Origin of the sequence: Micromonospora sp. SL1-18, from assembly GCF_047921505.1 — a bacterium.
In the GTDB taxonomy this organism is placed as follows: domain Bacteria; phylum Actinomycetota; class Actinomycetes; order Mycobacteriales; family Micromonosporaceae; genus Micromonospora.
Genome location: NZ_JBLROA010000056.1, coordinates 1 through 24,698, shown reverse-complemented (window position 1 = coordinate 24,698; position 24,698 = coordinate 1). Strand labels below are relative to the sequence as shown.

At 72.2% G+C, this 24,698-nt stretch carries 20 protein-coding genes; 9 read left to right on the top strand and 11 right to left on the bottom strand.

Features of this window, described 5'->3' with window-relative positions:
- Positions 1 to 67: 67 nt before the first annotated feature.
- From ACNAW0_RS23045 to ACNAW0_RS23035, 3 genes are read right to left on the bottom strand one after another with little or no spacing between them, the layout of a single operon-like run.
- The gene (locus ACNAW0_RS23045; protein WP_416290040.1) at positions 68 to 1,018 is read right to left on the bottom strand and encodes a VWA domain-containing protein; all 951 of its coding nucleotides are present in this window, start codon (positions 1,016 to 1,018) and stop codon (positions 68 to 70) included.
- Positions 1,015 to 2,070 carry a DUF58 domain-containing protein gene (locus tag ACNAW0_RS23040; protein WP_416290056.1) on the bottom strand — a complete coding sequence of 352 codons (1,056 nt, stop codon included), beginning with the start codon at positions 2,068 to 2,070 and terminating at the stop codon, positions 1,015 to 1,017. The genes ACNAW0_RS23045 and ACNAW0_RS23040 overlap by 4 nt, the downstream gene beginning before the upstream one ends.
- Entirely contained in the window at positions 2,049 to 3,155 is a 1,107-nt protein-coding gene (locus ACNAW0_RS23035; protein WP_416290039.1) for an AAA family ATPase, read from the bottom strand. The genes ACNAW0_RS23040 and ACNAW0_RS23035 overlap by 22 nt, the downstream gene beginning before the upstream one ends.
- A 238-nt stretch (positions 3,156 to 3,393) precedes the next feature.
- On the opposite strand from ACNAW0_RS23035, the gene ACNAW0_RS23030 reads away from it, so the two are divergent.
- From ACNAW0_RS23030 to ACNAW0_RS23020, 3 genes are read left to right on the top strand one after another with little or no spacing between them, the layout of a single operon-like run.
- A complete protein-coding gene (locus ACNAW0_RS23030; protein ID WP_416290038.1) occupies positions 3,394 to 3,654 on the top strand; it encodes a hypothetical protein in 261 nt (86 codons plus the stop codon).
- The gene (locus ACNAW0_RS23025; RefSeq protein WP_416290036.1) at positions 3,644 to 4,171 is read left to right on the top strand and encodes a PH domain-containing protein; all 528 of its coding nucleotides are present in this window, start codon (positions 3,644 to 3,646) and stop codon (positions 4,169 to 4,171) included. Before ACNAW0_RS23030 ends, ACNAW0_RS23025 begins: the two co-directional genes overlap by 11 nt.
- On the top strand, positions 4,168 to 5,565 hold the full coding sequence (locus tag ACNAW0_RS23020; protein WP_416290035.1) for a PH domain-containing protein: 1,398 nt from the start codon (positions 4,168 to 4,170) through the stop codon (positions 5,563 to 5,565). Before ACNAW0_RS23025 ends, ACNAW0_RS23020 begins: the two co-directional genes overlap by 4 nt.
- 72 nt (positions 5,566 to 5,637) lie before the next feature.
- On the opposite strand, the gene ACNAW0_RS23015 is transcribed toward ACNAW0_RS23020, so the two are convergent.
- The gene (locus ACNAW0_RS23015; RefSeq protein ID WP_416290034.1) at positions 5,638 to 6,705 is read right to left on the bottom strand and encodes a phosphatase PAP2 family protein; all 1,068 of its coding nucleotides are present in this window, start codon (positions 6,703 to 6,705) and stop codon (positions 5,638 to 5,640) included.
- A gap of 143 nt (positions 6,706 to 6,848) precedes the next feature.
- On the opposite strand from ACNAW0_RS23015, the gene ACNAW0_RS23010 reads away from it, so the two are divergent.
- Both ACNAW0_RS23010 and ACNAW0_RS23005 read left to right on the top strand, forming a co-directional pair.
- Positions 6,849 to 7,253, top strand: coding sequence for a thioesterase family protein (locus ACNAW0_RS23010; protein WP_416290033.1), 405 nt, complete (start codon positions 6,849 to 6,851; stop codon positions 7,251 to 7,253).
- Positions 7,250 to 8,080, top strand: a complete 831-nt coding sequence (locus ACNAW0_RS23005; RefSeq protein ID WP_416290032.1) for an MBL fold metallo-hydrolase — start codon at positions 7,250 to 7,252, stop codon at positions 8,078 to 8,080. The genes ACNAW0_RS23010 and ACNAW0_RS23005 overlap by 4 nt, the downstream gene beginning before the upstream one ends.
- A gap of 82 nt (positions 8,081 to 8,162) precedes the next feature.
- On the opposite strand, the gene ACNAW0_RS23000 is transcribed toward ACNAW0_RS23005, so the two are convergent.
- A complete protein-coding gene (locus tag ACNAW0_RS23000) occupies positions 8,163 to 9,095 on the bottom strand; it encodes a carbohydrate kinase family protein (RefSeq protein WP_416290031.1) in 933 nt (310 codons plus the stop codon).
- A gap of 350 nt (positions 9,096 to 9,445) precedes the next feature.
- On the opposite strand from ACNAW0_RS23000, the gene ACNAW0_RS22995 reads away from it, so the two are divergent.
- The gene (locus ACNAW0_RS22995; protein WP_416290030.1) at positions 9,446 to 10,555 is read left to right on the top strand and encodes a lytic polysaccharide monooxygenase; all 1,110 of its coding nucleotides are present in this window, start codon (positions 9,446 to 9,448) and stop codon (positions 10,553 to 10,555) included.
- Between the two features lie 70 nt (positions 10,556 to 10,625).
- Here the strand turns inward: ACNAW0_RS22995 and asnB are convergent, their stop codons facing one another.
- Positions 10,626 to 12,587: an asparagine synthase (glutamine-hydrolyzing) gene (gene asnB / locus ACNAW0_RS22990; RefSeq protein WP_416290029.1), complete on the bottom strand. Its 1,962-nt coding sequence runs from the start codon at positions 12,585 to 12,587 to the stop codon at positions 10,626 to 10,628.
- A 111-nt stretch (positions 12,588 to 12,698) separates the two neighbouring features.
- On the opposite strand from asnB, the gene ACNAW0_RS22985 reads away from it, so the two are divergent.
- Both ACNAW0_RS22985 and ACNAW0_RS22980 read left to right on the top strand, forming a co-directional pair.
- Positions 12,699 to 14,174 (top strand): aminopeptidase P family protein, encoded by a 1,476-nt coding sequence (locus ACNAW0_RS22985; RefSeq protein WP_416290028.1) that lies wholly within the window; start codon positions 12,699 to 12,701, stop codon positions 14,172 to 14,174.
- Positions 14,175 to 14,509: 335 nt separating this feature from the next.
- On the top strand, positions 14,510 to 16,336 hold the full coding sequence (locus tag ACNAW0_RS22980) for a hypothetical protein (protein ID WP_416290027.1): 1,827 nt from the start codon (positions 14,510 to 14,512) through the stop codon (positions 16,334 to 16,336).
- A gap of 79 nt (positions 16,337 to 16,415) precedes the next feature.
- Here the strand turns inward: ACNAW0_RS22980 and pulA are convergent, their stop codons facing one another.
- From pulA to ACNAW0_RS22960, 4 genes are all read right to left on the bottom strand, one after another.
- Positions 16,416 to 21,914, bottom strand: a complete 5,499-nt coding sequence (pulA, locus tag ACNAW0_RS22975) for a pullulanase-type alpha-1,6-glucosidase (protein WP_416290026.1) — start codon at positions 21,912 to 21,914, stop codon at positions 16,416 to 16,418.
- Between the two features lie 150 nt (positions 21,915 to 22,064).
- The gene (locus tag ACNAW0_RS22970) at positions 22,065 to 22,772 is read right to left on the bottom strand and encodes a cellulose binding domain-containing protein (protein WP_416290025.1); all 708 of its coding nucleotides are present in this window, start codon (positions 22,770 to 22,772) and stop codon (positions 22,065 to 22,067) included.
- Between the two features lie 95 nt (positions 22,773 to 22,867).
- Entirely contained in the window at positions 22,868 to 23,257 is a 390-nt protein-coding gene (locus ACNAW0_RS22965) for a hypothetical protein (protein WP_416290024.1), read from the bottom strand.
- Positions 23,258 to 23,297: 40 nt separating this feature from the next.
- On the bottom strand, positions 23,298 to 23,945 hold the full coding sequence (locus ACNAW0_RS22960) for a hypothetical protein (RefSeq protein WP_416290023.1): 648 nt from the start codon (positions 23,943 to 23,945) through the stop codon (positions 23,298 to 23,300).
- A gap of 19 nt (positions 23,946 to 23,964) precedes the next feature.
- On the opposite strand from ACNAW0_RS22960, the gene ACNAW0_RS22955 reads away from it, so the two are divergent.
- Positions 23,965 to 24,141 carry a hypothetical protein gene (locus ACNAW0_RS22955; RefSeq protein WP_416290057.1) on the top strand — a complete coding sequence of 59 codons (177 nt, stop codon included), beginning with the start codon at positions 23,965 to 23,967 and terminating at the stop codon, positions 24,139 to 24,141.
- 12 nt (positions 24,142 to 24,153) lie between these two features.
- On the opposite strand, the gene ACNAW0_RS22950 is transcribed toward ACNAW0_RS22955, so the two are convergent.
- Positions 24,154 to 24,522: an ArsC/Spx/MgsR family protein gene (locus ACNAW0_RS22950; protein WP_416290022.1), complete on the bottom strand. Its 369-nt coding sequence runs from the start codon at positions 24,520 to 24,522 to the stop codon at positions 24,154 to 24,156.
- Positions 24,523 to 24,698: the final 176 nt, after the last annotated feature.

The window sequence follows — 24,698 nt, the reverse complement described above, 5'->3', positions numbered from 1 at the left end:
CGTCCTGGCCGGCGGCGGTCACTGACCGTTCCGGCCGGCGCACCCGACCCGCCCCGGCCGTCCCGACTCAGAGCAGGCGGGACGACCAGAGCAGGCTCAGCGCGCCGGCGCAGAGGGCGAACAGCAGCGCGATCCCCGCGTACCACTGGGTAATCTCGCGCGGCTCGGTCCGGAACCCGATCGAGCTGCCCATGTCCTGGTAGACCTGCTTGAGCTCACTCACCGAGGCGGCCTCGTAGAAGTAGCCCCGGGTGGTCTCCGCCAGCTGCGACAGCGCCGTCCGGTCCACCGGCACCCGCTGGAGTTGGCCGCCGATGTCCACCTGTCCAGAGTCGGTGCCGAACGCGATGGTGGAGACCGGCACGTTCGCCGCCTGCGCCGCGCCGGCCGCCTCCTCCACCGACCGCCCGGCGGTGCGGTAGCCGTCGGACAACAACACGATCCGGGCCGGCGGGATGCTGGCCGTGCCGTCGGCGGGCACCGAGCGGATCGCCTCCAGGCAGGTGAAGACCGCCTCCCCGGTGGCGGTCGCCTCGGCCAGGACGAGGCCGTCGATGGCGGCGGTCACCGCCGCCCGGTCCTTGGTCGGCGGGACCAGCACGTTCGCCGACTTGGCGAAGGAGACCAGCCCGAGGTTGTAGCTCTCCGGCAGCTCCCCGACGAACTGCTTGGCCGCCTCCTGCGCCGCCTGCAAGCGGTTCGGCGCGACGTCGTCGGCCTGCATCGACAGCGACACGTCGATGGCGAGCATCACGGTGGCCCGCTCCAGCGGCTCGCGGGTGTCCACCGCGGGCCGGGCCAGCGCGGTGGCCAGCACCAGCAGGCAGAGCAGGAACACGGAGGCCGCCGCGTGCCGCCGCCAGCCCAGGCCCTTCGGCGCGAGCGTACGCAGCAGATCGACGTTGGTGAACCGCATCGCGTACGCCCGTCGGTGCAACTGCCGCCAGACGTACGCGGCGGCCAGGGCGAGCACCGGCAGCACGGCCAGCAGCCACCACGGTTGCAGAAAACGGATCATCGGGTAGTCCCTCGGGTCCGGGCGTGCCGCTGCGCGGCGACGAACCGCACCATGTCCAGCAGCCAGTCTCGGTCGGTACGCAGCCGTAGGTGGGCCGCGCCGGCGGCGCGCAGCTCGGCGGCGATGGCCTCGCGCTGGGCGGCCGCCGACTCGGCGTACCGGCGGCGCAGCCCCGGGTCGGCGGTCTGCACCTCGTGCAGCTCCCCCGTCTCCGGGTCCACCACCGGCAACACCCCCACGTCGGGCAACTCCAGCTCGCGCGGGTCGACCACCTCGATCGCCAGCACGTCGTGCCGGACCCGCAGCTTACGGATCGGCCGGCCCCACTGCTCGGGCGGCGCGAGGAAGTCGGAGATCACCACCGCCACGCCACGCCGGCGCGGCGGCCGGTTGAGCATGTCGACCAGCGCTCCGAGGTCGCTGCGCCCGGGGCGGATCTCGGTCCCGGCGATCGCCCGGAGCAGCCCCTGCGCCTCCTTGCGGCCGGCCCGGGCGGGCAGCCGCAGCAGCGTCCCCGGCCCGGGGGCCGGCGCTTCGCCCCGCCACCGGCCGCTCCGCGCGGGCACGATCGCTCCGGTTCGCGACTGCGGGGCTCGCAAACCCGGCTCACTCCTCACGCTCACGGTGCCGCCGGTGCCGACCACCGCACCGATCCGGTTGCCGCCGCGGACGGTCAGGTGGGCCAGGGCGACCGCGGCGGCGACCACCACGTCCCGCTTGAGCCACCGTCCGGTGCCGAAGTCCAGGCTCGCCGACAGGTCCACCGCCAGCCACGTCTCCAGTTCCCGGTCGGCCACCGTACGCCGGACGTGCGGCAGCGTGGTCCGCGCGGTGACCGGCCAGTCCATCCGGCGTACGTCGTCGCCGGGGCGGTACTCGCGGGACTCCCCCGCCTCGCTGCCCGGCCCGGGCAGCAGCCCGGCGTAGTCGCCTTGGAGCAGCCCGTCGAGCTTGCGGGTGACCATCAGCTGCAGCCGGGCGAGAACGGCTCCGGAGCGGTCGCCGGTGGCCGGCAGCGGGGTGGGTGGGGTCACGGCCGCTGCCCGGGCCAGCCGGCCCCGTGCGGGACGGCCGGTGGAGGCGTGGCCTGCTGCCGTGGCGCCACCGACGGCAACGGGATGGTCGACATCACCCGGTGCACGATGTGGTCGGCCGGAACGTCGTCGGCGAGCGCGTCATAGCTGAGCACCAGCCGGTGGCGCAGGATGTCCGGGGCGATGTCCTGCACGTCCTGCGGCAGCGCGTAGTCCCGGCCCCGCAGCAGCGCCAGCGCCCGGGTGGCCCGCACCAGGCCCAGGGAGGCGCGCGGGCTGGCGCCGTACTGGATGAGCTGCGCCACGTCCGGCATGCCGTGCTCGGCGGGAGCGCGGGTGGCGAGCACCAGCCGGACCGCGTAGTCGACCAGCGCGTTGTGCACGAAGACCTGGTCGGCCTTGTGCTGCAGGGCGATCAGGTCCGGGGTGTCGAAGACCCGGGCCGGCTCGGGCGGTGCGACGCCCATCCGGTAGACGATCTCCCGCTCCTCGGCGTCGGTCGGGTAGCCCACCACGATCTTCATCAGGAAGCGGTCCCGCTGCGCCTCCGGCAACGGGTAGACCCCCTCCTGCTCGATCGGGTTCTGCGTCGCCATCACCAGGAACGGGTCCGGCACCCGGTGCGTCTCCCCGCCGATCGACACCTGGCGCTCGCTCATCACCTCCAGCAGCGCTGACTGCACCTTCGCCGGCGCCCGGTTGATCTCGTCGGCGAGCAGGAAGTTCACGAAGACCGGGCCCAGCTCGACATCGAACTTCTCGCTGGACTGCCGGTAGATCCGGGTGCCCATGATGTCGGCCGGCACCAGGTCCGGCGTGAACTGCACCCGGGCGAACGAGCCGCCGACCACCTTCGCCAGGGTCTCCACGGCGAGGGTCTTGGCCACGCCGGGCACCCCCTCCAGCAGGCAGTGCCCCCGGGCCAGCAGGGCCACGAACATCCGCTCGACCATCCGGTCCTGGCCGACGATCACCCGCTTGATCTCGAACAGCGCCCGCTCCAGCAGGGTGGCGTCCTGGGCCGGGGTGGTGGTGCCCGGCGGCGGCGTGCCCGGCACGGCCTCGGTCGGAATCGGGGCGTCGGGCGTGGTCGGCTGGGCCACCGGTCCTCCACAGCTAGGTCGTCGTCGCGGCGTGGTCGTACCAAGACTGTCATGCCCGGCTGAGAGCCGAGGGCGGGAGAGGGACGATTTCCGCCGCGCCGTCCCGTCGCGCGAAAATCGCTGAACACGGGTGGACACCCAGGGGTCCGGCGTGTGTACGATTCACCCGTCGCCGGGCGGCTCCCCCCGTGGCCGCCCGGCGCGAAACCTCCCGGAGTGCGACCCTAGACTCGCCCCGGTGACCACTCCCACTCCCGCCGAGGCGCTGATCTGCTCCGCGCGGGGGTGTCGCGCCCCCGCCGTCTGGGCGTTGCGCTGGAACAACCCCCGTCTGCACGACGCCGACCGGCGCAAGACCTGGCTGGCCTGCGCCGAGCACCGCGAAACGCTCGGCGCCTTCCTCGACGCGCGCGGCTTCCTGCGCGAGGTGGTGGCGGTGCCGGAATCGCCTACCCTCGGAGGGGTGAGCGAGCGCAGGGACCACCCCGGTGAGCGGTGACCACCTCGCCGGCCACCCGCCGGCCCCGCCCAGCGCCCTCGAGCCCTGGCCGGACACCGTCCGGTGGCAACCGATCTCCCGCGACCTGATCTGGGTGGAGCTGATCCGGCTCGGCATCCTGTTCGCCGTGGCGCTGGTGCTGCTCGCCGTGGCCTGGGCCCTCACCGGTCACTGGCTGCTCGGCGCCGCCCTCGGCGTGGTGCTGCTGCTGGCGGCCTGGCGCACCGTCACCGTCGTCCGGGCGGTGCACGCCTGGGGCTACGCCGAACGGGAGAACGACCTGCTGGTCCGGCACGGGCTGCTGGTGCGGCGCCTGTCGATCGTGCCGTACGCGCGGATGCAGTTCGTCGACGTCACCGCCGGGCCGCTGGAACGCGCCTTCGACCTGGCCACCGTGCAGTTGCACACGGCCGCGGCGGCGAGCGACGCGCGGGTGCCCGGCCTGCGCCCGGCCGAGGCGTCCCGGCTGCGCGACCGGTTGACCGCGCTGGGCGAGGACCGGGCGGAGGGGCTGTGAGGCCCGGCCCGGCCGACCCGGGGCCCAGCGCCCCACCGCCGTACCCGGGCGACGACGACCGGCCCCCGGCCACGTGGCCGCCAGTCGGGGAGGAGCCCCGGCAGCGGTTGCACCCGCTCAGTCCGGCGCTGCACGGCGCCAAGTCGCTGGTCGTGGTGATCGCCGGCCTCTCCTGGTCGACGCTGTCCCGGGTCGGGTTCGGCTGGTTCGCCGTGCTGGTCACGGTCTTCGTCCTCGGCGCCACCGTGCTGTCCGTGATCAGCTGGTGGAACACCGGCTACCACCTGGTGGGCCGGGAGCTGCGGGTGCACGAGGGGCTGATCTGGCGGCGGACCCGGGCGATCCCGTTGGAGCGGTTGCAGGCCGTGGAGGTGGTCCGGCCGCTGCTGGCGCAGCTCACCGGGCTGGCCGAGCTGCGGCTGGAGGTGGTCGGCGGGGGCAAGACGGAGGCGCCGCTGGCGTACCTGAGCGTGGCCGAGGCCGGCGCGCTGCGCCAACGGTTGCTCGCGGTGGCCGGCCGCGCGCCCGAGACCGCCCCGCCCGCCGCCGGCGCGCCGCCCGCGCCCGCCCCGGCCGGACGGCGGCTGCACACCGTACGCAACGCGAACCTGCTGGTCAGCCAGCTACTCACCCCGCAGGCGTTCCTGCTTCCGTTCGGCGTGGCCTTCGTGGTGGCGCAGTTCCTCTCCGAAGGGTCCTGGTCTTTCATCGCGGTCGCCAGCACGCTGACCGCGATGGCCGGCGTGCTGCTGCAACCGGTCCGCCGGGTGCTCGACGACTGGAGCTTCCGGCTCGACCGGGACGACGACACGCTGCGGGTCCGCAACGGCCTGCTGGAGACCCGGATGCAGACCGTGCCGCTGCACCGGGTGCAGACCGTCGGGGTCACCTGGCCGTTGCTCTGGCGGGTGAAGGGCTGGCTGCGGCTGCGGCTGGAGGTGGCCGGCTACTCGACCGGCGAACCGGACGACCGGAACCGGCCGGACCGGCTGCTGCCGGTCGGCGACGCGCAGGCCGCGGAGCTGGTCGTCGCGGAGGTGCTGCCCGGCGTACGGCTGGATGCGCTGCCCGCGACACCGCCGCCGCCACGGGCGCGCTGGCTGCGCCCGCTGACCCGCACGGCGGTCGGCGCCGGCCTGGACGAGCAGGTCTTCGTGTCCCGGTCCGGGCTGCTGACCCGCCGGATGACGCTGGTGCCGTACGCCCGGATCCAGAGCGTGCGGGTGACCCAGGGTCCGGCGCAGCGGCGGCTGCGGCTGGCCACGGTGCACGCCGACACCGCCGGCGGGTCCGGCGCGGCAGCGGTCGACCGCGACCTGGCCGAGGCGTGGCAGCTGGCGGCGGATCTGATCGCGCGGGCGCACGACGCCCGGCGCCGGCAGCGGCGGGACTGACCCCCGCTCTGCGCCCGGCCGGCACCGCGGCCGCCGAGCCTTAGCGCCCGGCCGGCACCGCGACGGCCAGCCTCAGCGCTCGGCCGGCACCGCGACGGCCGCGGCCGGAATGGCCTCCTGCTCGCTCGGGCCGGTCTGGGCGGGGATCACCGACGGCTGCTGCTCTCCAGCGGGCGCCACCGCCGCGCGCCGGGGCCGTCGGGCCGCCCACCAGCGCTCGGCCAGGCCGACGACCAGGAAGGTCATCCCGACGTACGCCCAGCCGACCAGTACGTCGATCACGTAGTGCTCGCCGCTGTACACCAGGGTGAAGGTCATCGCCAGCGGGTACGCCAGCAGCAGCGGCCACCAGCGCTTCCGGAGCGAACTCAGGAAGAAGAGCACCACGAAGAGGGCGAACGCGGTGTGCAGCGAAGGCATCGCGGCCACCGGGTTGGAGGCGATCTGCCCGGCGTTGAGCAGGTTGCCCGCGCCGTGCATGCCCATCTCCTTCCAACCGCGGGTGGAGATCCGGGCGACCTCGGTGAGCAGTCCGTTCTGCGCCGCCCACCACGGCGGGGCGGCCGGGTAGGCGAAGTAGGTGGCCAGCCCGGCCGCGCAGAGGAAGCCCCAGCGCCGCATGTACGCCGTCCAGCGCGAACGGTCACGCATCCACAGCACCGCCGCGGCTGCCAGCGTCGCCACGAAGTGCGAGAAGTAGACCCAGCTGACCAACACGTCCCACCACTGCACCTCGGGCCGGTAGAGGCGCTGCTGCAACCAGATCGTCGGCACCTCGCCGCCGGTGGCCCAGCCGAACAGGAACCGGTCGGCGACGATCATCTCCAGGGCATGGGGTGTGGCGCCGGTGGCGGCGAACCCTCGGGAGATGGTGTAGACGGCCAGCAGCAGCACCACCGGCACCCAGTCCCGGGCGAAGCGCAGGTGGCTGCGCCACGGCCGGTCGGAGTGCCAGGCGATGGTGGCCGCCCAGATCCAGAAGAAGGCGTACGCCGGGTCGGTCGGCAGTCCGATGCCGAACCAGGCGGCCACGAAGGCGACCCCCCAGATCGTCATCGCCAACACGCGACGGCGTCCGCCGTCGGGTGAGGAGGGGGCACCGGTCCGGGCGGGGGGCTGGGGGTCTGTCACGACGGCCATCGGAGACAAGGTTAACGGCGCGCAAAGTGCGGCCCTCGGGGTGCCCACCTTCGACGCGCCACATCGACCGACGCCGGCCACCTGTCGGGGGCTCTGGCATGCCAGATCGGGCGGTCCGGCCCCGGCTCGTCTAGGCTCGGGACATGCAGGAGCAGCCGGAGCCGCCCTTGGTGCCGGGCCTGACCGCCCGGGTCGAGCTGACCGTCGCCGACGCCGACACCGCGCAGGCGATGGGCTCCGGTGACGTGCCCATGCTCGGCACCCCCCGGGTGCTCGCCCTGGCCGAGGCGGCGACCGTGGCGGCCACCGCGATCCGGATGCCACCCGGGTCGACGACCGTCGGCGTCCGGGTCGAACTGGAGCATCGGGCCGCCACGCCGGTCGGGCGGACGGTGATTGCCGGGGCTCGGCTCGCCAAGGTCGACGGGCGACGGCTGCTGTTCGAGGTGACCGTCACCGACGGCGACGAGATCGTCGCCGAGGGGCGGGTCGAGCGCGTGCTGGTCGACCGGCAGCGCTTCCTCGATCGGGCGTCGGAGGTCTCATGACCGCCCGGTTCGTCGAGGTCGCCGACCGCGTCCACGTATTGCGCGAGCCGCTGCTGCACGTCAACGTAACCCTGGTGGTGGGCGACGGCGCCGCGCTGCTGGTGGACACGCTCTCCACCGCCAAGCAGGCCCGGGAGCTGGCCGAGGCCGCCCGGGCGGTCACCCCGCACCCGTGGACCGTCGTCAACACCCACCACCACTTCGACCACTGCTTCGGCAACGCCACCCTGGCCGCCGACCCGCCCCGCCCGGTGTACGCGCACGAGCTGGCCGCCACCGCGCTGCGCGACAGCCCCGACGAACTGCGCCGCGCGGCGTACGAGGAGATGCGCGACGAGCAGCCGGAGCTGGCCGCCGAGCTGGCCCGAACCGAGCTGCTGGCCCCGACCCACCCGGTACGCATCGAGGCCGTGCTCGACATCGGCGGCCGACGGGTGGTGCTGCGCCATCCGGGGCACGGGCACACCGACGCCGACCTCGTGGTGCACGTGCCGGACGCGGACGTGCTGGTCGCCGGCGACCTGGTGGAGCAGAGCGGGCCACCGGCGTTCGAGGAGTCGTACCCGATCCAGTGGCCGGACGCGGTGGCCGACCTGCTGCGCCTCGTCACGCCCTCGACGGTGGTGGTGCCCGGGCACGGTGCGCCGGTCGACGCGGAGTTCGTCCGGGCCCAGCACGCCCAACTGGCCCAGCAGGCCTGGTTGATCCGGGCCGGCCACACCGGCAACGCACCTCCGGAGCGGGTGGCCGCCGAGTCGCCCTTCGGCGCCCGGCCCGGCCTGATCGCCGCCCGCCGCGGCTACGCCGAGCTCTACGGCACGGCCTGATCCCCTCCCGCCCCGTCGCTCATGGACTTGCGGTTGCCGGCTTGCCCGGAATCGCGCCGCTCGTGCACCAGCACAGGTGAGGTCAGGAGGGGAATCGGGCGGCGACGGCGGCGCGGGTGGGCATCGAGGTGGCGCCGCCCGGCGACTCGCAGACCAGGCCGGCGACGCGCAGGGCGAAGGCGACCCGGTCCCGCCAGCCGACCGGGTCCACCGGCTCGCCGGCGGCGAGCAGCTCGGCGATGAGCGCGCCCATCACCGAGTCCCCGGCGCCGGTGGCGTCCACCGCACCGACCTTCGGGGCGGGCACACGTACCACGTCGTCGGCGGCGGCCACCAGGGCGCCGTCCGCGCCGAGGGTGACCACCACGGTGGTGGCGCCCAACTCCCGCAGGTACGCGGCGACCCCCTCGACCGGCTCGTGCGGGTAGAGCACGGCCGCGTCGGCGGTGCTCAGCTTCACCAGGTGCGCGCTCGCGGCGAACTCCGCGACCACCTCGCGCAGCGCGGCCACGGCGTCGGGCCCGTCCAGCAGCCGGGTACGGACGTTCGGGTCGAACACCCGCAACGCCCCGGCCATCGACCAGGCCCGCCGGGCGGCGGCCAGCACCGGCGGGTGGAGCAGCACGACCGAGCCGCAGTAGAGCACGTCGGCGCCCTCGACCAGGGCCACGTCCAGGTCGTCGGCGGTGAGCAGGGCGTACGACCGGGGCTCGCCGTAGAAGCGGAAGTCCGGTTCGGGGCCGGTGAAGGTGGCCACCGCCAACGCGGTCGGGGCCGGTACGGTGACCGCCCCGCCCAGCCCGACGCCCGCCCCGGCGAGGAAGGCCCGGATCCGCTCCGCGAGCGCGTCGTCGCCGAGCGACCCGACGAACTCGATGTCGCCGCCGAGCCGGGCCACCGCCACGGCCACGTTGAGCGGCCCCCCGCCGATCGCCTGCCGGTAGACGAGCTGCCCGTCGTACTCGGCGTCGAGCAGGTCGACCAGCGCCTCGCCGAGCACCACCGCGTACCCCATCATTGCTCCCTCCGTCCCCCCGATCCTGACGCATCGCGGGGGCGCGGCGCGCGGGGACGACCCGGACGCCGCGCGGGGAGGCACCCCTCATCGACGTACGACTATTGCGTGAGCTGCACCCGACGTGATGGGATGGCGCATGCCGGAGTGGCGCGGGGGCTGCCGCGCCACCGGCCGCCGGGTCGAGCCGACGCGAGGGCACACCGGTCCGTGGCACGGACCGCAGCTGGTGCCCGCCCAGCCGGCCCCGGCCGCACCCCGACCGCCGGGCGTGGCACCGCGATCGTCGCATCCGCTCGTCGCAGCGGGGTGGACCGGTGCGGGTCGCGCCCCGCGAGTCAGGAGAACTCGTGCACCGATCCTCCCGTACGGCCGCGCTGCTCACCGCGGTCGCCACCCTGGCCCTCGGCGCCTTCGCCCTGGCCACCGGCTCCGACCCGGCCGCCGCGCACGGCGCGGCGATGGCCCCGGGCGCCCGGACCTATCTGTGCTGGAAGGACGGTCTCACCCAGACCGGTGAGATCAGGCCCAACAATCCCGCCTGCGCGGCGGCGGTCGCGCAGAGCGGGGCGAACTCGCTCTACAACTGGTTCAGCGTGCTGCGCTCCGACGCGGGCGGCCGGACCGTCGGCTTCATCCCCGACGGCCAGCTGTGCAGCGGCGGCAACCCGGGCTTCAGCGGGTACGACCTGGCCCGCACCGACTGGCCGGTCACCCACCTGACCTCCGGCCAGACCATGGAGTTTCGCTTCAGCAACTGGGCCCACCACCCGGGCACCTTCTACTTCTACGTCACCAAGAACACCTGGAGCCCGACCCGGCCGCTGGCCTGGAGCGACCTGGAGGACCAGCCGTTCCTGACGGTCACCAACCCGCCGTCGGTCGGCTCGCCGGGTACCACCGACGGGCACTACTACTTCACCGGCACCCTGCCGGCGAACAAGGGCGGCCGGCACATCATCTACTCGCGCTGGGTCCGGTCGGACAGCCAGGAGAACTTCTTCGGCTGCTCGGACGTGACCTTCGACGGCGGCAACGGCGAGGTGACCGGGATCGGTTCGGGCGGCACGCCGTCACCCACCCCCACCACGCCGACGCCGACGCCGACCAGCCCGTCACCGACGCCCACCTCAAGCCCGACCATGCCGCCGCCGGGCGGCGACTGCATGGCGGTCTACCAGGTGGTCAACGCCTGGCCGGGCGGCTTCCAGGGCGAGGTCATGATCATGAACCACAGCTCCCGGACGTGGGGCAGCTGGACCGCGAACTGGACCTGGCCCAGCGGTCAGACCCTCACCCAGATCTGGAGCGGCAAGGCGAGCACGAGCGGGTCGTCGGTGACCGTCACCAACGAGTCCTACAACGGCACCCTCGCACCGGAGGGCACCACCACGTTCGGCTTCCTGGCCAACGCACCCGGCACCAACACCCTCCCCACCGTCACCTGCACCGGCCGGTGATCCACGGGGCGTGTTGAAAGGGGCCCCCGGTACAACGCAAAGCGTTAACCGGGGGCCCCTCCTTACGCGGTCAGCGGACCATGCTGCCGACCACCGGCTTCGTCAGCAGGGCGGACTGGTTGCGCTGGATGCCCGGGTCGAGGGTCTTCGCCACGAAGATGGCGTGCCAGATGCAGAAGATCAGCACGGTCCACACCTTGCGGGAGTGGTCCGCCTCCTCCCGCTTGTGCTCGTCCAGCAGCCGCATCGCGTACGACAGGTCGATCAGGTCACCGGCACCCGAGGTGGCCAGCACGTGCCGGGCCCACTCGTACATCTCGCCGCGCAGCCAGACCCGGGTCGGCGTGGGGAAGCCGAGCTTCTTGCGGTTGACGATGGCCGGCGGGACGACGCCCTGCAGCGCCTGGCGCATGGCGTACTTGGTGGCCTCGGAGCGGGGCGGCAGCTTCAGGTCGACCGGGATGCCGGCCGCCACGTTGAACACCTCGCGGTCGAGGAACGGCACCCGCACCTCCAGCGAGTGCGCCATCGAGATCCGGTCGGCCTTGACCAGGATGTCGCCGCGCAGCCAGGTGTAGAGGTCGACGTACTGCATCTTGGTGACGTCGTCCAGCTCGGTGCACTCGGCGTAGATCGGGGCGGTGACGTCCGTGTAGCGGACCGAGGGGTCGTAGCGACGCAGCAGATGCTGCTTCTCCTCCTCGGTGAACATCCGGGCGTTGCCGTAGTAGCGCGCCTCGATCGGGGTGGTGCCGCGCTCCAGGAAGCTCTTGCCCTTGACGCCCTGCGGGATCGCCTTGGAGACCGCCCGCAGGCCCTTCTGTACACCGTCCGGCAAGCCGTTGACCGTGCTGAGCGACAGCGGCTCCCGGTAGATGGTGTAGCCGCCGAAGAACTCGTCCGCGCCCTCGCCGGAGAGCACCACGGTGACGTGCTCGGCGGCCTTCTTCGCGACGAAGTAGAGCGGGACGAGGGCCGGGTCGGCGACCGGGTCGTCGAGGTGCCAGACGATCTTCGGCAGCGCCTCCATCATGTCCTGCGGCCCGATCTTGGTCGGGATGGTGGTCACGTCGAGGTGGCGGGCCGAGTCCTGGGCCACGTCGATCTCGGAGTAGCCGGGCACGTCGTAGCCGACGGTGAAGGTGAGGATGTTCGGGTTGAACTCCCGGGCCAGGGCGACGACCGCGGTGGAGTCGATGCCGCTGGACAGGAAGGAGCCGACGGGCACGTCCGAGCGCATGTGCATCCGGACGCTCTCCCGCAGCGTCTCCCGGATCTCGTGGTAGAGCTTCTGCTCGTCGGCGACCGGCGCCGGCCGGAACACCGGCCGGTACCACCGGCGCACCTCGATCCGGCCGCCCGGGGTCCAGGTCAGGTACTCCCCCGACCCGATCCGGCTGATGCCCTTGTGCAGGGTGCCCGGCTCCGGAACGTACTGCAGGGTCAGGTAGTGACTCAGGTTGGCGGTGTCGATCCCGGCGTCGCCCTGGTGCGCCGAGTGCGCGAACGGCAGCAGCGCCTTCTTCTCGGAGGCGAGGTAGATGCCGTCCTGCGTCTGGAGGTAGTGCAGCGGCTTGATGCCGAAGTAGTCCCGGGCGCCGAAGGCCCGCCGCTCCTGCCGGTCCCAGATCACGAAGGCGAACATGCCGCGCAGCTTGGTGAGCACCTGCTCACCCCAGTAGTGGTATCCGGCGACGATCACCTCGCCGTCGCCGTTCGTGGCGAACTGGGCGCCGAAGTCCCGGACCAGCTCGTCCCGCAGCTCGATGTAGTTGTAGATCTCGCCGTTGAAGGTGAGCAGGTAGCGGTCGTTCGCGTAGGGCAGCGGCTCGTGGCTGAGCGCCACGTCGATGATCGCCAGCCGCTTGTGCGCGAACACTCCGTCCGCGTGCTGGCCGGTGGCGTCGCCGACCACCTCGACCCCGGTCTCGTCCGGGCCGCGGTGGTGCAGGCACTCCAGTGCGCCGGCGATGTGGTCGCGGTGGGCGGCGGCGTCGCCGCGCGCGCTGAAAAAGGCCAGGAGTCCGCACATGATGGCCATCTTTCCACGCGGCCGGAGCCGCCGTCGCGGCACCGCAGGCTCTCCCCGCGCGATGCGCGCGGTACCGTCTGGACCAGCGACGAGGCTCAGGGAGGGCGGATCATGGCCGAGGAGCGGACCCAGCAGGGCCAGCCGGCGGACGGCACGGAATCGCACGACCCGGACTTTCCGGAGGCGTTCCTGACGTTCATGCGGCAGGGCTGGCGGGACACCGAACTGCCGGTGGGGCCCCGCCCGGAGGTGCCCAACCACGCCAAGCGGCGGGCCGCGCTCACCGCGGCCTTTCCCGGGGAGACGCTGGTCATCCCGACCGGCAATGAGAAGGTACGCGCCAACGACACCGACCACCCGTTCCGGGCCGGCAGCGACTTCGCGTACCTGACCGGTGACCTCGAACCGGACAGCGTGCTGGTGCTGCGCCCGAACGGCGACGCCACGCTGTACATGCGGCCCCGGTCGTCGCGGGAGACCGACGAGTTCTTCCGCAGCCGCAACGGCGAGCTGTGGGTGGGCCGTCGGCCGACCCTGCGCGAGCGGTCGATCGAGCTGGGCCTGCCCACCGCCGACCTGACCGAGTTGGACACGGCCCTGGCCGACCTGGCGCCGGGGCGTACGCGGGTGCTGCGCGGCTTCGACGCCCGGGTGGACGCGGCGGTGCGGCCGTACGACGGCGCCCGCGTCGACGGGCAGCCGGGCCGGGACCGGGAGCTGGCGATCGCCATCTCGGAGCTGAAGCTGGTCAAGGACGAGTGGGAGATCGCGCAGCTGCAGGAGGCGTGCGACGCCACCGTCCGCGGCTTCGAGGACGTGGCCCGGGCGCTTCCGGCCGACCGGGGTGTCTCGGAGCGGCTGCTGGAGGGGATCTTCGCGCTGCGCGCCCGGCACGACGGCAACGACGTCGGGTACGGCTCGATCGTCGGCGCCGGCGAGCACGCCACGATCCTGCACTGGGTGCACAACCACGGCGCCACCCGCCCGGGTGAGCTGCTGCTGATGGACATGGGCGTGGAGAACCGCAACCTCTACACGGCGGACGTCACCCGGGTGCTGCCGGTCAACGGCCGGTTCACCCCGCTGCAGCGCCAGGTGTACGACGCCGTCTACGCCGCCCAGCAGGCCGGCATCGAGGTGATCAAGCCGGGCGTGGCGTTCCGGGACGTGCACCTGACCGCCATGCGGGTCCTCGCCGAGGCGCTCAAGGATCTCGGCCTGCTGCCGGTCAGCGTGGACGAGGCCATGGACCCCTCCTCGACCGTCTACCGTCGCTGGACGCTGCACGGCACCAGCCACATGCTCGGCATCGATGTGCACGACTGCGCCAACGCGCGCAAGGAGACGTACCGGGACGGTCCGCTCAACGAGGGCTACGTGCTCACCGTCGAGCCGGGGCTGTACTTCCAGCCGGAGGATGAGCTGGTCCCGGAGGAGCTGCGCGGCGTCGGCGTCCGGATCGAGGACGACATCCTGGTCACCGCCGACGGCCCGGTGAACCTCTCGGCGGGGCTGCCGCGTCGTTCGGACGAGGTGGAGACCTGGCTGGCCGAGCAGCGCGAGGCCGGTCCGCGCCTGCCGGGCTGATCCCGGCCGCACGACTCCGCGGCGGGCCCCACCGCCGGCATCTGCGACGTTTCTGTCGTTGTGATGCCGGTGGTGGGGCCCGCCGCTGTTTGCGCTGCTCGGCACCGTCGTCACCGCCCGTTCCGAAGGTCGCCCGCCGCCCACCGTGGGTTGAATGTGGGGTTTTTTCAGATACGTCCGCCTCGTGAGGATCCTTCTCATACGGTGTGGTTCAGAGGCTACAACCGGTTTGTAGCTGGTCGCCCCGCTTGGGGCGGTGCGATCCCCTTGTGGAACCGAAAGGGCGGAAGGCTCTGATGTCCAACGACGTAACGACTTCCGACGGCGGGGCCCCGATGACCCCTCCGACGAGCAGGCGGCGGGCGCTTTGGGTCGCCACCGGCGTGGCCGGGCTGACCGGCGTCGTCGGTCTGGCGGCGCTGGGTGGCCTCGCCGCTCGAGACAACAAGTCCGGCGACGCGCAGCGCGTCGCGGAGAACCACGCGGCCGCGCCGCAGAACGCGAGCGACGGCGAGAAGGAAGAAGGCAAGGACGCCCACGAGGAGCAGAACCGGGCGGACGAGCAGGGCCAGGACGGCGAGGACCGGGACAAGCAGGGGCGGGTGCGGGAGGTCCCCTGCGACGACGAGAAGCTGGTCGAGGCCGTCGACCTGGCCAACCGGGCTCGCGGTGGCACGTTGAAGCTGGCTCCGCACTGCGTCTACGAGCTGGACTTCGCTGACAAGAAGTCCGGCACGGCCCTGCCGACGATCCGGCAGGAGATCACGATCAAGGGCAACGACGCCACGATCAAGCGGGACTCCGAGGACGCCTTCCGGCTCTTCCGGGTCGCCGACGGCGGTGACCTGACCCTGACCGACCTCACCCTCAAGGACGGCAACGCCGCCGAGTTCAAGTACGGCCAGGCCCCGTCGACACCGGGATCCGGCCCGCAGGCGCCGGGAACCGACGCGCAGGCGCCGGGAACCGACGCGCAGGCGCCGGGAACCGACGCGCAGGCGCCGGGATCCGACGCGCAGGCGCCGGGATCCGACGCGCAGGTGCCGGGGTCCGGTCCGCAGGACGCGCCCTCGATGCCGCAGCAGGAGAAGAAGGAGGGCGAGGCCGACGGCGGCGCCGTCCTGGTCGAACGCGGCGGCAGCGCCCACCTGAAGCAGGTGGAACTGACCCGCAACAACGCCGAAGGCAACGGCGGCGCCATCGCCAACTTCGGCCGCGTCGACCTCGAGGAAAGCAGCGTCGAGAACAACCACGCCCAGAAGAACGGCGGCGGCATCTTCAACGTCGGCGTCCTCAAGATCAAGGAATCCCGCATCAACAACAACACCGCCGGCAAGAACGGCGGCGGCATCGCCAACGGCGAAGGCAAGGAAAAGGAAAAGGACAAGGACTACTGGGTCAAGGGCCACGACAAGGCCGGCACGGTGGAGATCATCGGCCGCTTCGAGGGCAAGGAGCCCGGCAAGACCGAGATCGAGAACAACCGGGCCGGCGAGAACGGCGGCGGCGTGTTCAGCTCCGGCGGCTTCGTCAAGATCGTCCTGACCTCCATCAAGAACAACACCGCCGGCAAGAACGGCGGCGGCATCTTCGCCAGCAACACCGACCTCGACCTCGACAAGGTCATCGTCGCCAAGAACCACGCCGACCGCGACGGCGGCGGCGTCTACAACACCGGCGGCGAGAAGAAGAAGGAAGCCCCGTACGCCGACAACAAGGACCAGAAGAAGAAGGAGGAGGAGAAGAAGGAGCAGGAGGCGACCGCCACCATCGCCGACAGCGCCATCCTCGACAACAGCGCCGGACGCTTCGGCGGCGGCATCTTCAACGGCGACCCCGACGTCAAGATCAAGGAAGGCTTCCTCCAGGACAACGAGGACAAGAACAAGGAAGAGGAAGAGAACGCCACCCTCACCGTCCGGGACACCGAGATCAAGGGCAACACCGCCCAGAACGGCGGCGGCATCTTCAACAACGAGGGCAAGGTCACCCTGACCAAGACCCGCATCACCAAGAACACCGGCACCGACTCGTCCAAGACCCACCGCGTCGCCGGCGGCGTCTTCAACAACGACGGCAAGGTCCGCCTCGACGAAAAGACCACCATCACCGACAACGACCCCACCAACTGCGCCGGCACCGTCAAGGGCTGCTTCAACTGACCGACGGTCAGCGGTACGGATCCACGCAGAGCTCCGGCCCCCTGCCACCTTGGCGGCAGGGGGCCGGATCGTCGTCGGGTCAGCTCTGCACGTAGACCGCCACGCTGCGCGCCGGCACCGTGAACGTGCCGGTCGCCTTGTCGAACGAGGCCGTCCGCAGCACCGGATCGGCGGAGTTCCTCAGCACCGGGTGCAGCGCCACGTCCGCCCCGCGCAGGCCGGTCACCGTCTGCTTCGCCACCTCCGGCGTGGCGTTGAAGACGACCGTGACCGACTTCCACGATCCACCCAGGCCACGAGCGTCCAGGGTCATCGTGAGCACACCCGGTGTCGCCCGCTCACCCGAGAGCGGGAAGGCGACCCGCTGCTGCACCTGGTCCGCGGTGGTCAGCCCGAACACCGGCGAGGAGCGGCGGATCTGGAGCAGCTCCGCGTACCGGGCGTCGGCCAGGTCGATCGCCGCGCAGTCCGGCACCAGCTTCGGATCTGCCAGCAACGGCCTGGCGTACGGCCACTTGCTCTGGTTGTCCGCCGCCGGCGGGAGACCGACACCGAACCCGTTGCCCTGCGCGCAGTCCCAGCGGATCTGGTTGAACCAGTCCCCCGAGTTGTACGAGTTGCGGTCCAGCGACTTGGAACGCAGCCGCTCCGAGCCGGCCGTCACGAAACCGGGCCCCTGCCCCATCACCACGGTGCCGAGGGCGAGCACCTGCATCCGGGCCCGATCCTGCGCCGAGGTCCCCTGCGGCAGCTTGTACGCCAGCGCGTCGTACAGGATCTCGTTGTCGTGCGCGTCGACGTACGTGACCGCCTCGCCCGGCGCGGCCGTGTATCCGGCCGGCGAGCCGTTGTAGTCGACCTGGGCGCCGGTGACCTGCCGCCCGGACGAGTCGGTGAACCGGTAGTCGCGGAGGTTGCCGGTCAGGCCCACCTTGATCAGGTCCTGCTGGTGCAGCAGCCGGGCCTTCTGCTCCGCCGCCGAGCCGTTGACCGCGTCACCGTTCGGGTCGCTCCACAGGCCGGACGCGAAGCCCTGGATCCGCGGGTTGTCGTCGAACGGGCCGCCGCCGCGTACCCCGTCCCGGAGTCGGTCGTTGAAGGTGCCGATGCCGGTGCCGGCCATGTTGGCCTGGGTGGCCTGCACGAACCGGGCGTCGTTCGCGACCTCGCCGAAGTTCCAGCCCTCGCCGTAGAGCAGGATCTGCTTCCCGTCCACGCCGTCCTTGCCGAGGGTGAGCCGGTCCAGCGCGGCGCGTACGGCCAGGATGTTCGCCTTCGGGTGATGGCCCATCAGGTCGAACCGGAAGCCGTCCACCTTGTACTGCTTGGCCCAGGTGACCAGGGAGTCCACCACGAGCTTGCCCATCATGGCGTGCTCCGGGGCGGTGTTGGCGCAGCAGGTCGAGTTGGCGACCGTGCCGTCGGACAGCAGCCGCTGGTAGTAGCCCGGCACCACCTGGTCGAGCACCGACTTCGGGTCGGTACCCGCGGCCGAGGTGTGGTTGTAGACAACGTCCATCACCACGCGCAGGCCGGCCTGGTTGATCCCGGCGACCATCTGCCGGAACTCGGTGGTCCGTTTCGCCCCGGCCGGGTCGACCGCGTAGCCGCCCTCCGGCACCGTGTAGTGCAGCGGGTCGTACCCCCAGTTGTAGCCGTCGGTGTCGGCCACCGCCGCGACGCACTTCTGCTGCTCGGCGGAGTCCGGTGGCAGCGCGGCCAGGTCGCAGGCAGGCTGCCGCTGGTCGGCCCGCCGCTCGGGGATGGTGGCGAAGTCGAACGCCGGCAGCAGGTGCAGGTAGTTGACCCCCGCGTCGCCGAGCGCCTTGAGGTGACTCATGCCCGCCGTGTTCGGGTCGGTGAAGGCGAGGTAGGTGCCCCGCCGCTCGGCCGGCACGGTGGCGTCGGCGACGGAGAAGTCGCGGACCGACACCTCCTGGATCTGCGCCTGCGACGACGACACCGCCGCCGGCTTACGCAGCTTGGGCCAGCCGGCCGGCGCCAGCGCCGGGTCGTCCAGGTCGACGATCTGGCTGTGCGTCGAGTCCGGCGCGAGGGCCACCGAGTACGGGTCGGTCACCGACGCGGTGACGATCTTCTGCTCCGCCGGCTGCCAGGCCTCGACCTGGTACCGGTAGTACTTCCCGGTCCAGTCCTTGGTGCCGCGCACCGACCAGACGCCGGTGGTGTCGTCGCGGCCCATCGACACCGTCTCCGGCTCGGCGGTCGGCGAGTCGAAGAGCTGCAGCGACACGGTACGGGCGGTCGGCGCCCACACGGCCAGGGCCGGCACCTTCCCGGTGAACGTCGGGCCGAGCAACGCCTTGGTGGCGGCCCGGTAGACGTCGTCGAGCACGCCCGGGATCTGCACCCCGGTCGCGCCGAGCAGCCGCCCCTCCGCGTCCCGCTCGGTCACCACCAGTTGCCCGCGCAGCGCCGCCGGCACCTTGGCCAGGTCACCCCGGTCGAGGGTGAAGGCCTGGTACTCCCACAGGTGCGGCCAGGCCGCGCGCTGGGCCTCGGTGAGCCCGTTGCGCTCCGCCCGCAACGGCAGTGTGGTGTACGTCCCGGACAGCTCGCCCTCGGCGATGCTCAATCCGCCGGCCGGGGCGGCGACCAGGGCGTACCGCTTGCCGTCGGTCGGCCCGGTCTGCCAGGCCACCGTGGACCGGTCGATCCACTGCGCCTTCTGCTTGGTGATGTCGAGGTCCCTGGCGACGCCGGAGGAGGTCGACGGCAGCAGCCGGCCCTTGACCCCGGCCAGCAGCCACACCTCGCGCCCGGCGGTGGCGAAGTCCAGCCGCTGGTCGTCCGGGTGGTCCTTCTCGTCGCCGCGGTGCACGATGTAGCTCAGCCCGGTGGCCCCGGCGGCCAGGGGCACCCGGAACACCGCACCGAAGGCGTCGACCTTCTCCGGCCTGAGCGGGTTGCCCCAGTCGGTCGGATTGGCGGCCCCGTCCCAGAGGTGCAGGCCCCAGCCGTCGTAGTTGCCGTCCGCCTTGCGCCAATGGAGGACCGCCGTGTTCTCGTCGACGGGTGGGTCGGGCTCGCCGGTGGCGGCCTGCCGGGTCGGGTACAACGTCGGGTCGCCCTGCTTGACCCAGACCTCGCCGGTCTGCGTCACGTCGATGGCGCGGTCGTTGGGGACGTCCTTGGTGCCGTTCTTGTCGACCACGAGGAAGCCGACGGACTTGGCGCCCGGCTTCAGCTTGACCCAGGCGAACCGGCCGAAGGAGTCCTCACCCGCGAACGGCTGCCCGTTGGGCCAGTTGGTCTGGTACGCCGGGTCGATGTCGCCCCAGATGTACAGGCCCCAGTCGGCGTACCCCCCGGCGGGGCGCTGGTAGTGCACGATCGCCCAGTCCCGCGAGGCGCTCTGTGTCGGGGTGCCGACGACGCCGGTGGACCGGGCGGTGGCGACGCGGCCCTTGCCGTCGCGGACGACGGCCTTGTACTGGATCTCCGTCCCGCCCGGCAGGCCGGCCAGGTCGTGGTGGACGGTGTACGGGGCCTTGTGCGCGCTGCCCAGCAGCGTCCACTTGCCGCCCGGCACCCGGGCGGCGAAGGTGACGGTCGCGAGCGAGTCGCCGGTGACCTGCGCGGTGACGGCGACCCGGGTGGCGACCGGGGCGTCGCCCGGCTCGGTGATCGTGACCTGCGGAGCGGCATCAGCCTGCGGGATCACGCGGTCGGCCCGGAGCACCACGGCGGACATGGCCGGCACGGTGACGCTCAGCTTGCCGTCGGCGCCCGCCGTCGAGTTGGCCGAGCCACCGTAGATGCCGGTGAAGGTGGCACCGGCCGACCAGGTGTCCACGGTGACAGTCTGCGCGGTCGCGGCGTTGTTCACCGCGACGACGTACTCGGTGCGCTCGGCGGGCAGGATCCGGGAGAACGCGAACACGCCAGGGCCGTCCGCCGCGTACCGGGTGACCTGGATGCCGTCCCGCAGCGCCGGGTGCGCCTGCCGCAGCCGGCCCAGCTCGGCGATGGTCCGGTACAGCGGGTGGGCGGTGTCGTACTGGTCGCTGGCGTGGGTACGGGTGGTGCCGATCAGGTCGTCGTCCAGGTAGTCCGGAGTCCGGCTGGCGAACATGTCCTGCCGGGCGTCCTTGTCCCCGCCAGGGCCGGTGAAGCCCTGCTCGTCGCCGGAGTAGACGACGGGCTGGCCACGGGTGAGGAACATCAGCTGGTGCGCGAGCTGGTCGCGGCGCAGCTGGGTGGCGTCGTCACCACCGGCGGCGGCGATGAACGAGCCGATCCGGCCCATGTCGTGGTTGCCGAGGAAGGTGGTCAGCCGGTTGGCGTCGGTGTCCCGGGCGGCGTAGAGGTCGTCCCGGGCGTACACGTCGGCGAGCGCCTTGGCCGAGCCGCCGGCAGCGGTGTAGCCGCGCGCGGCCTCCTGGAAGGAGAAGTCGAGGGTGGCGGGCAGGCCGCCGCGCCGCACGTACGTCGACTCGATCTCCTGGTCGGCGCTGTACACCTCGCCGAACATGAAGAAGTCCGGCTTGCCGGCCTTCTCCGCGGCGGCGTTGATGCCGCTGGCGAACCGCGGCCAGAATTCGAGGTTGCTGTGCTTGACCGTGTCGAGGCGGAAGCCGTCGACGCCGGCCTTGCCGATCCACTGCGCGTAGATGTCGGTCATGCCGCGGACCACCTCGGGACGCTCGGTCCACAGGTCGTCGAGGCCGAAGAAGTCGCCGTACTCGCTGTTCTTACCGGCGAAGGTGGAGTCGCCCCGGTTGTGGTACATGGTCGGGTCGTTCAGCCACGCCGGGACCTTGACCTTCGCGTCGGAGGCGCTCGCGAAGGTCGGGGTGTAGGGGAACGACTTCTCGTTGACCTGCGGGAAGTCCCGGGTGCCGTCGGCGTAGTTGCGGTCGTCGAAGGGCTGGCCCTGCGCGTCCCGGTACGGCGCGGTCTTCTTGTCGACGTAGCCGTACTTGTTCTCGGCGTACCGGATGACGTCCGCGGTGTGGTTGACGATGATGTCCAAATAGACCTTGATGCCTCGCTGGTGGGCGAGGGTGACCAGCCGCTTCAGCTCCTCGTTCGTGCCGAAGTGCGGGTCGACCTGGGTGAAGTCGGTGATCCAGTAGCCGTGGTAGCCGGCGGAGACGTCGGCACCGCTGCCCTGCACAGGCCGGTTCTTGAAGACCGGCGCCATCCAGATGGCCGTGGTGCCCAGGCCCTGGATGTAGTCCAGCTTGTCAATGAGCCCCTTGAGGTCACCGCCGTGGTAGAAGCCCTTGTCCGTCGGGTCCAGGCCGGTGGTGAGCCGGTCCCCGGTCAGGCCACCGGTGTCGTTGCGCTCGTCGCCGTTGGCGAAGCGATCCGGCAGGACGAAGTAGAACTGCTCGGCCCGGGCGCTGTTGCTGCCCGCCGCGAGCAGCGCCTCGGCGGACGGCTCCCGGCTCCACTGAGGTGCGCCTGCGGCCGCGAGGATGTCCGCGGTCACGGCGCGGTCGCCGGCCAGGGCACCCGGCTGAGCTACCGCGACCGGCGCGCCGGCGAGGGTGAGCACGACGGAGGAGACCAGGGCGAGCAGGGCCTTGGCAGATATCGGCGGGGGTTTCATCGACGGCCTTCCTCTCGTCGCTGATTCGCCCGCACGCTAGCCCTTGCCGAAACATTCTGCAATAGTTTGCAAACCGAGTCGCAACAAAGCAGATGGCTTGCGCAAATTGACCCGGTGAAGCCGGCATCGCCCACAACCGGCCCGGCGACGTCAGAGGCCGGAGCAGTCCGTACCGTCGACCGTGCAGCTGGTCGGCCGGGTCGAACGGGTCTTCTCGAAGTGGAACCGCAGCCGCACCGACGCCCCCGCCGCCAGGTCGACCCCGCTGCGATACGTGAAGACCCCGTGGGCGAAGCTCGCCTCACCCTGCTCCGCGCCGGCCACCCAGGATGAGACGAGGCGTCCCCGCCCGAAGCTCAACGTCACGGTCCAGCCGCTCGGCTTGTCGCTGGGGTTGACCAGCAGCACCTCGCCGATGAAGCCATCGTCGAAGCTGTCCACCACCCCGTACCGGCCGGTGACCGGCGGCGGTGAGGACGACGCGAGCAGCGGTTCCGGCGGCGGGGACGACGGGAGATCCGACGGCTGGCTGCCACCGGCGGCACTGGTCGACGGGCTCGGTGTCGAACCGCTCGGCGGCACGGTCGCGCTCGGCACGGTCGCCCGGGGCGACAGCCGAGGCGACACCGGCGCGGCGGCCGAGCTGGGCGGCGGCGACGTCGTGACAGCCGGCAGCCCCGGCAGCGACATCACCGGATCCGGAGGGGCGCCGTCGGCGTACGTCCGCCGGGCCCGAACCGAGCCGAGCGCGACGACCAGCAGCACCACCATCACGATCACGCCGATCGAGACGACGATCCAGGGCGAAGAGGCGATGGCGGCGCCGAATGACGGACGTACGCGACGCGTGCCAAACATGATCCTCCCCTGTCGACGCAGCCGGATGAGCGTAGCGACCGGGAGTGCCGCCGGAAAGTAGCCAACCCACCTCCTCGAACCGCTGAACGGTCCCGTCAGGCGGTACGGATGACGGTGCAGATGGCCGGCCCGTCGGCGGTGGCACGCAGCAGGTAGCGGTAGCGCTCGCCCGGCACCGCCCGTCCCTGGCTGTCCAGGAACTCCCAGCGCACCGCCACCTCGGTGAGCAGCGCCGAAACCTGCTGCATGTCCTCGATCTGCGCGTGGGCTGCGATCAGCTCCCGCTCCCGGTAGTCGGGCGCCGCGCCGACGAAGCTGAGGGCCACTGCGGTCGGCGAGGTGAAGGAGAAGCTGTACGTGTCGGCCACCACCAGCCCGGGCAGGGCGTAGCAGTCGGCGATGGCCGGCAGGTCGCCGCTGGTCAGCGCGGCACCGTACCGGTCGAAGAAGGCGGTCAGGGCGTCCAGGTGCGTCGAAGCCGTCACGGGGCTTTCCATAACCGCACGGCGGCCGCGGCAAACCCGGTCAGCGTGGCGGGATGTATACCTCGATCTCCGTCCCGAGCTGGGCACCCCCGGCCAGCTCGAGGTCGTCGCCGCTCCAGAACCGCCCCGGGTCGTACCAGTTGGGCCGGCGGCCGGCCGGCAGCAGCCCCATCGCCTCGTACGTCACCGCAACCACCTCGGCGCAGTACGCGGTCTCCAGCGGTACAGCCCCGGGCTCTGCTGCGGACGGCCGGCGAAGGCGCAGGTTGGGCACCCGGCCTCGCGCCCAGCGCCAGGCGAGCTGCGTGGTGGACGGGAACGGGGTGCCGTCGAGGCGCGCCACGGTCCGCAGCACCGCCTCCTCCATCGTGGCGTCGGCCGGCGGTTCGAGCTGGCGCAGCCAGGCCAGCTGACCGTACCGGTGGGCCCAGACGCGGACCGCGTCCCGCAGGTCGTGCAGCTGCACGCCGCGCTGGTGGCTGCCCGTCCACATGTCCGGCAGCGAACGGCCCAGCTCGGCGTGCCACATCAGCGGCGGCATGTCGTCGAGCACCACCGCCATGCCGACGTGGTTGACCGGGCTGTTGGTGGTGAGCTGGATGGCACGGTCGGGCACGCTTCGCCCGCGGAACACCCACACGTCCCCGGTGCGGGTCAGCTCCACGGCCTCGTCCAGGCTGATGCTCACTGCGGACTACCCTAAGCGGATGCGGCGACGGATGCGGTGGTGGAAGGTGCTCGGGCTGGCCGGCCTCGCCGGCGTCGCGGCGACCGGGGTGGTCGTGGCCCGGGCGGAACGGCGACGCCGGGCGTACACCCCGGAGGAGATCCGGGAGCGCCTGCGTGAGCGGCACGCGAACGCCGCCACCGACGACCGGCCCTGACCGGACCGCGGCTCACCGCTCCGCGCGGCGCACCGCCTGGCCCAGGGCCTCAGGGGTACGAGCGACCAGCGCGCCGCCGTCGTCCAGCAGCAGGATCGGGCGCTGGATCAGCTCCGGGTGCTCGACCATCGCGGCGATCCAGCGCGGCTCGGCGTCGTCGTCGCGGGGCCAGTCCGCCATGCCCAGGGCCGCCGCGGCCGGCTCGCCGGTGCGGCAGATGTCCCAGGCCCGGGCGTCCAGCCGGCGCAGCACGTCGGTCAGCTCGACTGCGCTCGGCGGCTCGTTCAGGTACGCCCGCAGCCGGTAGGGCACCCGCGCCTCGTCCATAGTCGTCCGGGCGGTGGCGCACTTCGAGCAGGACGGGTTGTGCCACATCTCCATCCGGAACATGCTGGCACACCACCTCGGCTCTCCCCGGTGGGTGGTCGGCTCGTCCGCGGTGGCACGCGCCGCCCGCGACGCCGTCCTCGACCTCCTGACCACCCCTGACCCGCCTACGACCCCTGATCCTGCCCGCCTACGGGCCTGATCCACTCCAGGTGCGGCATGTGGGGGTA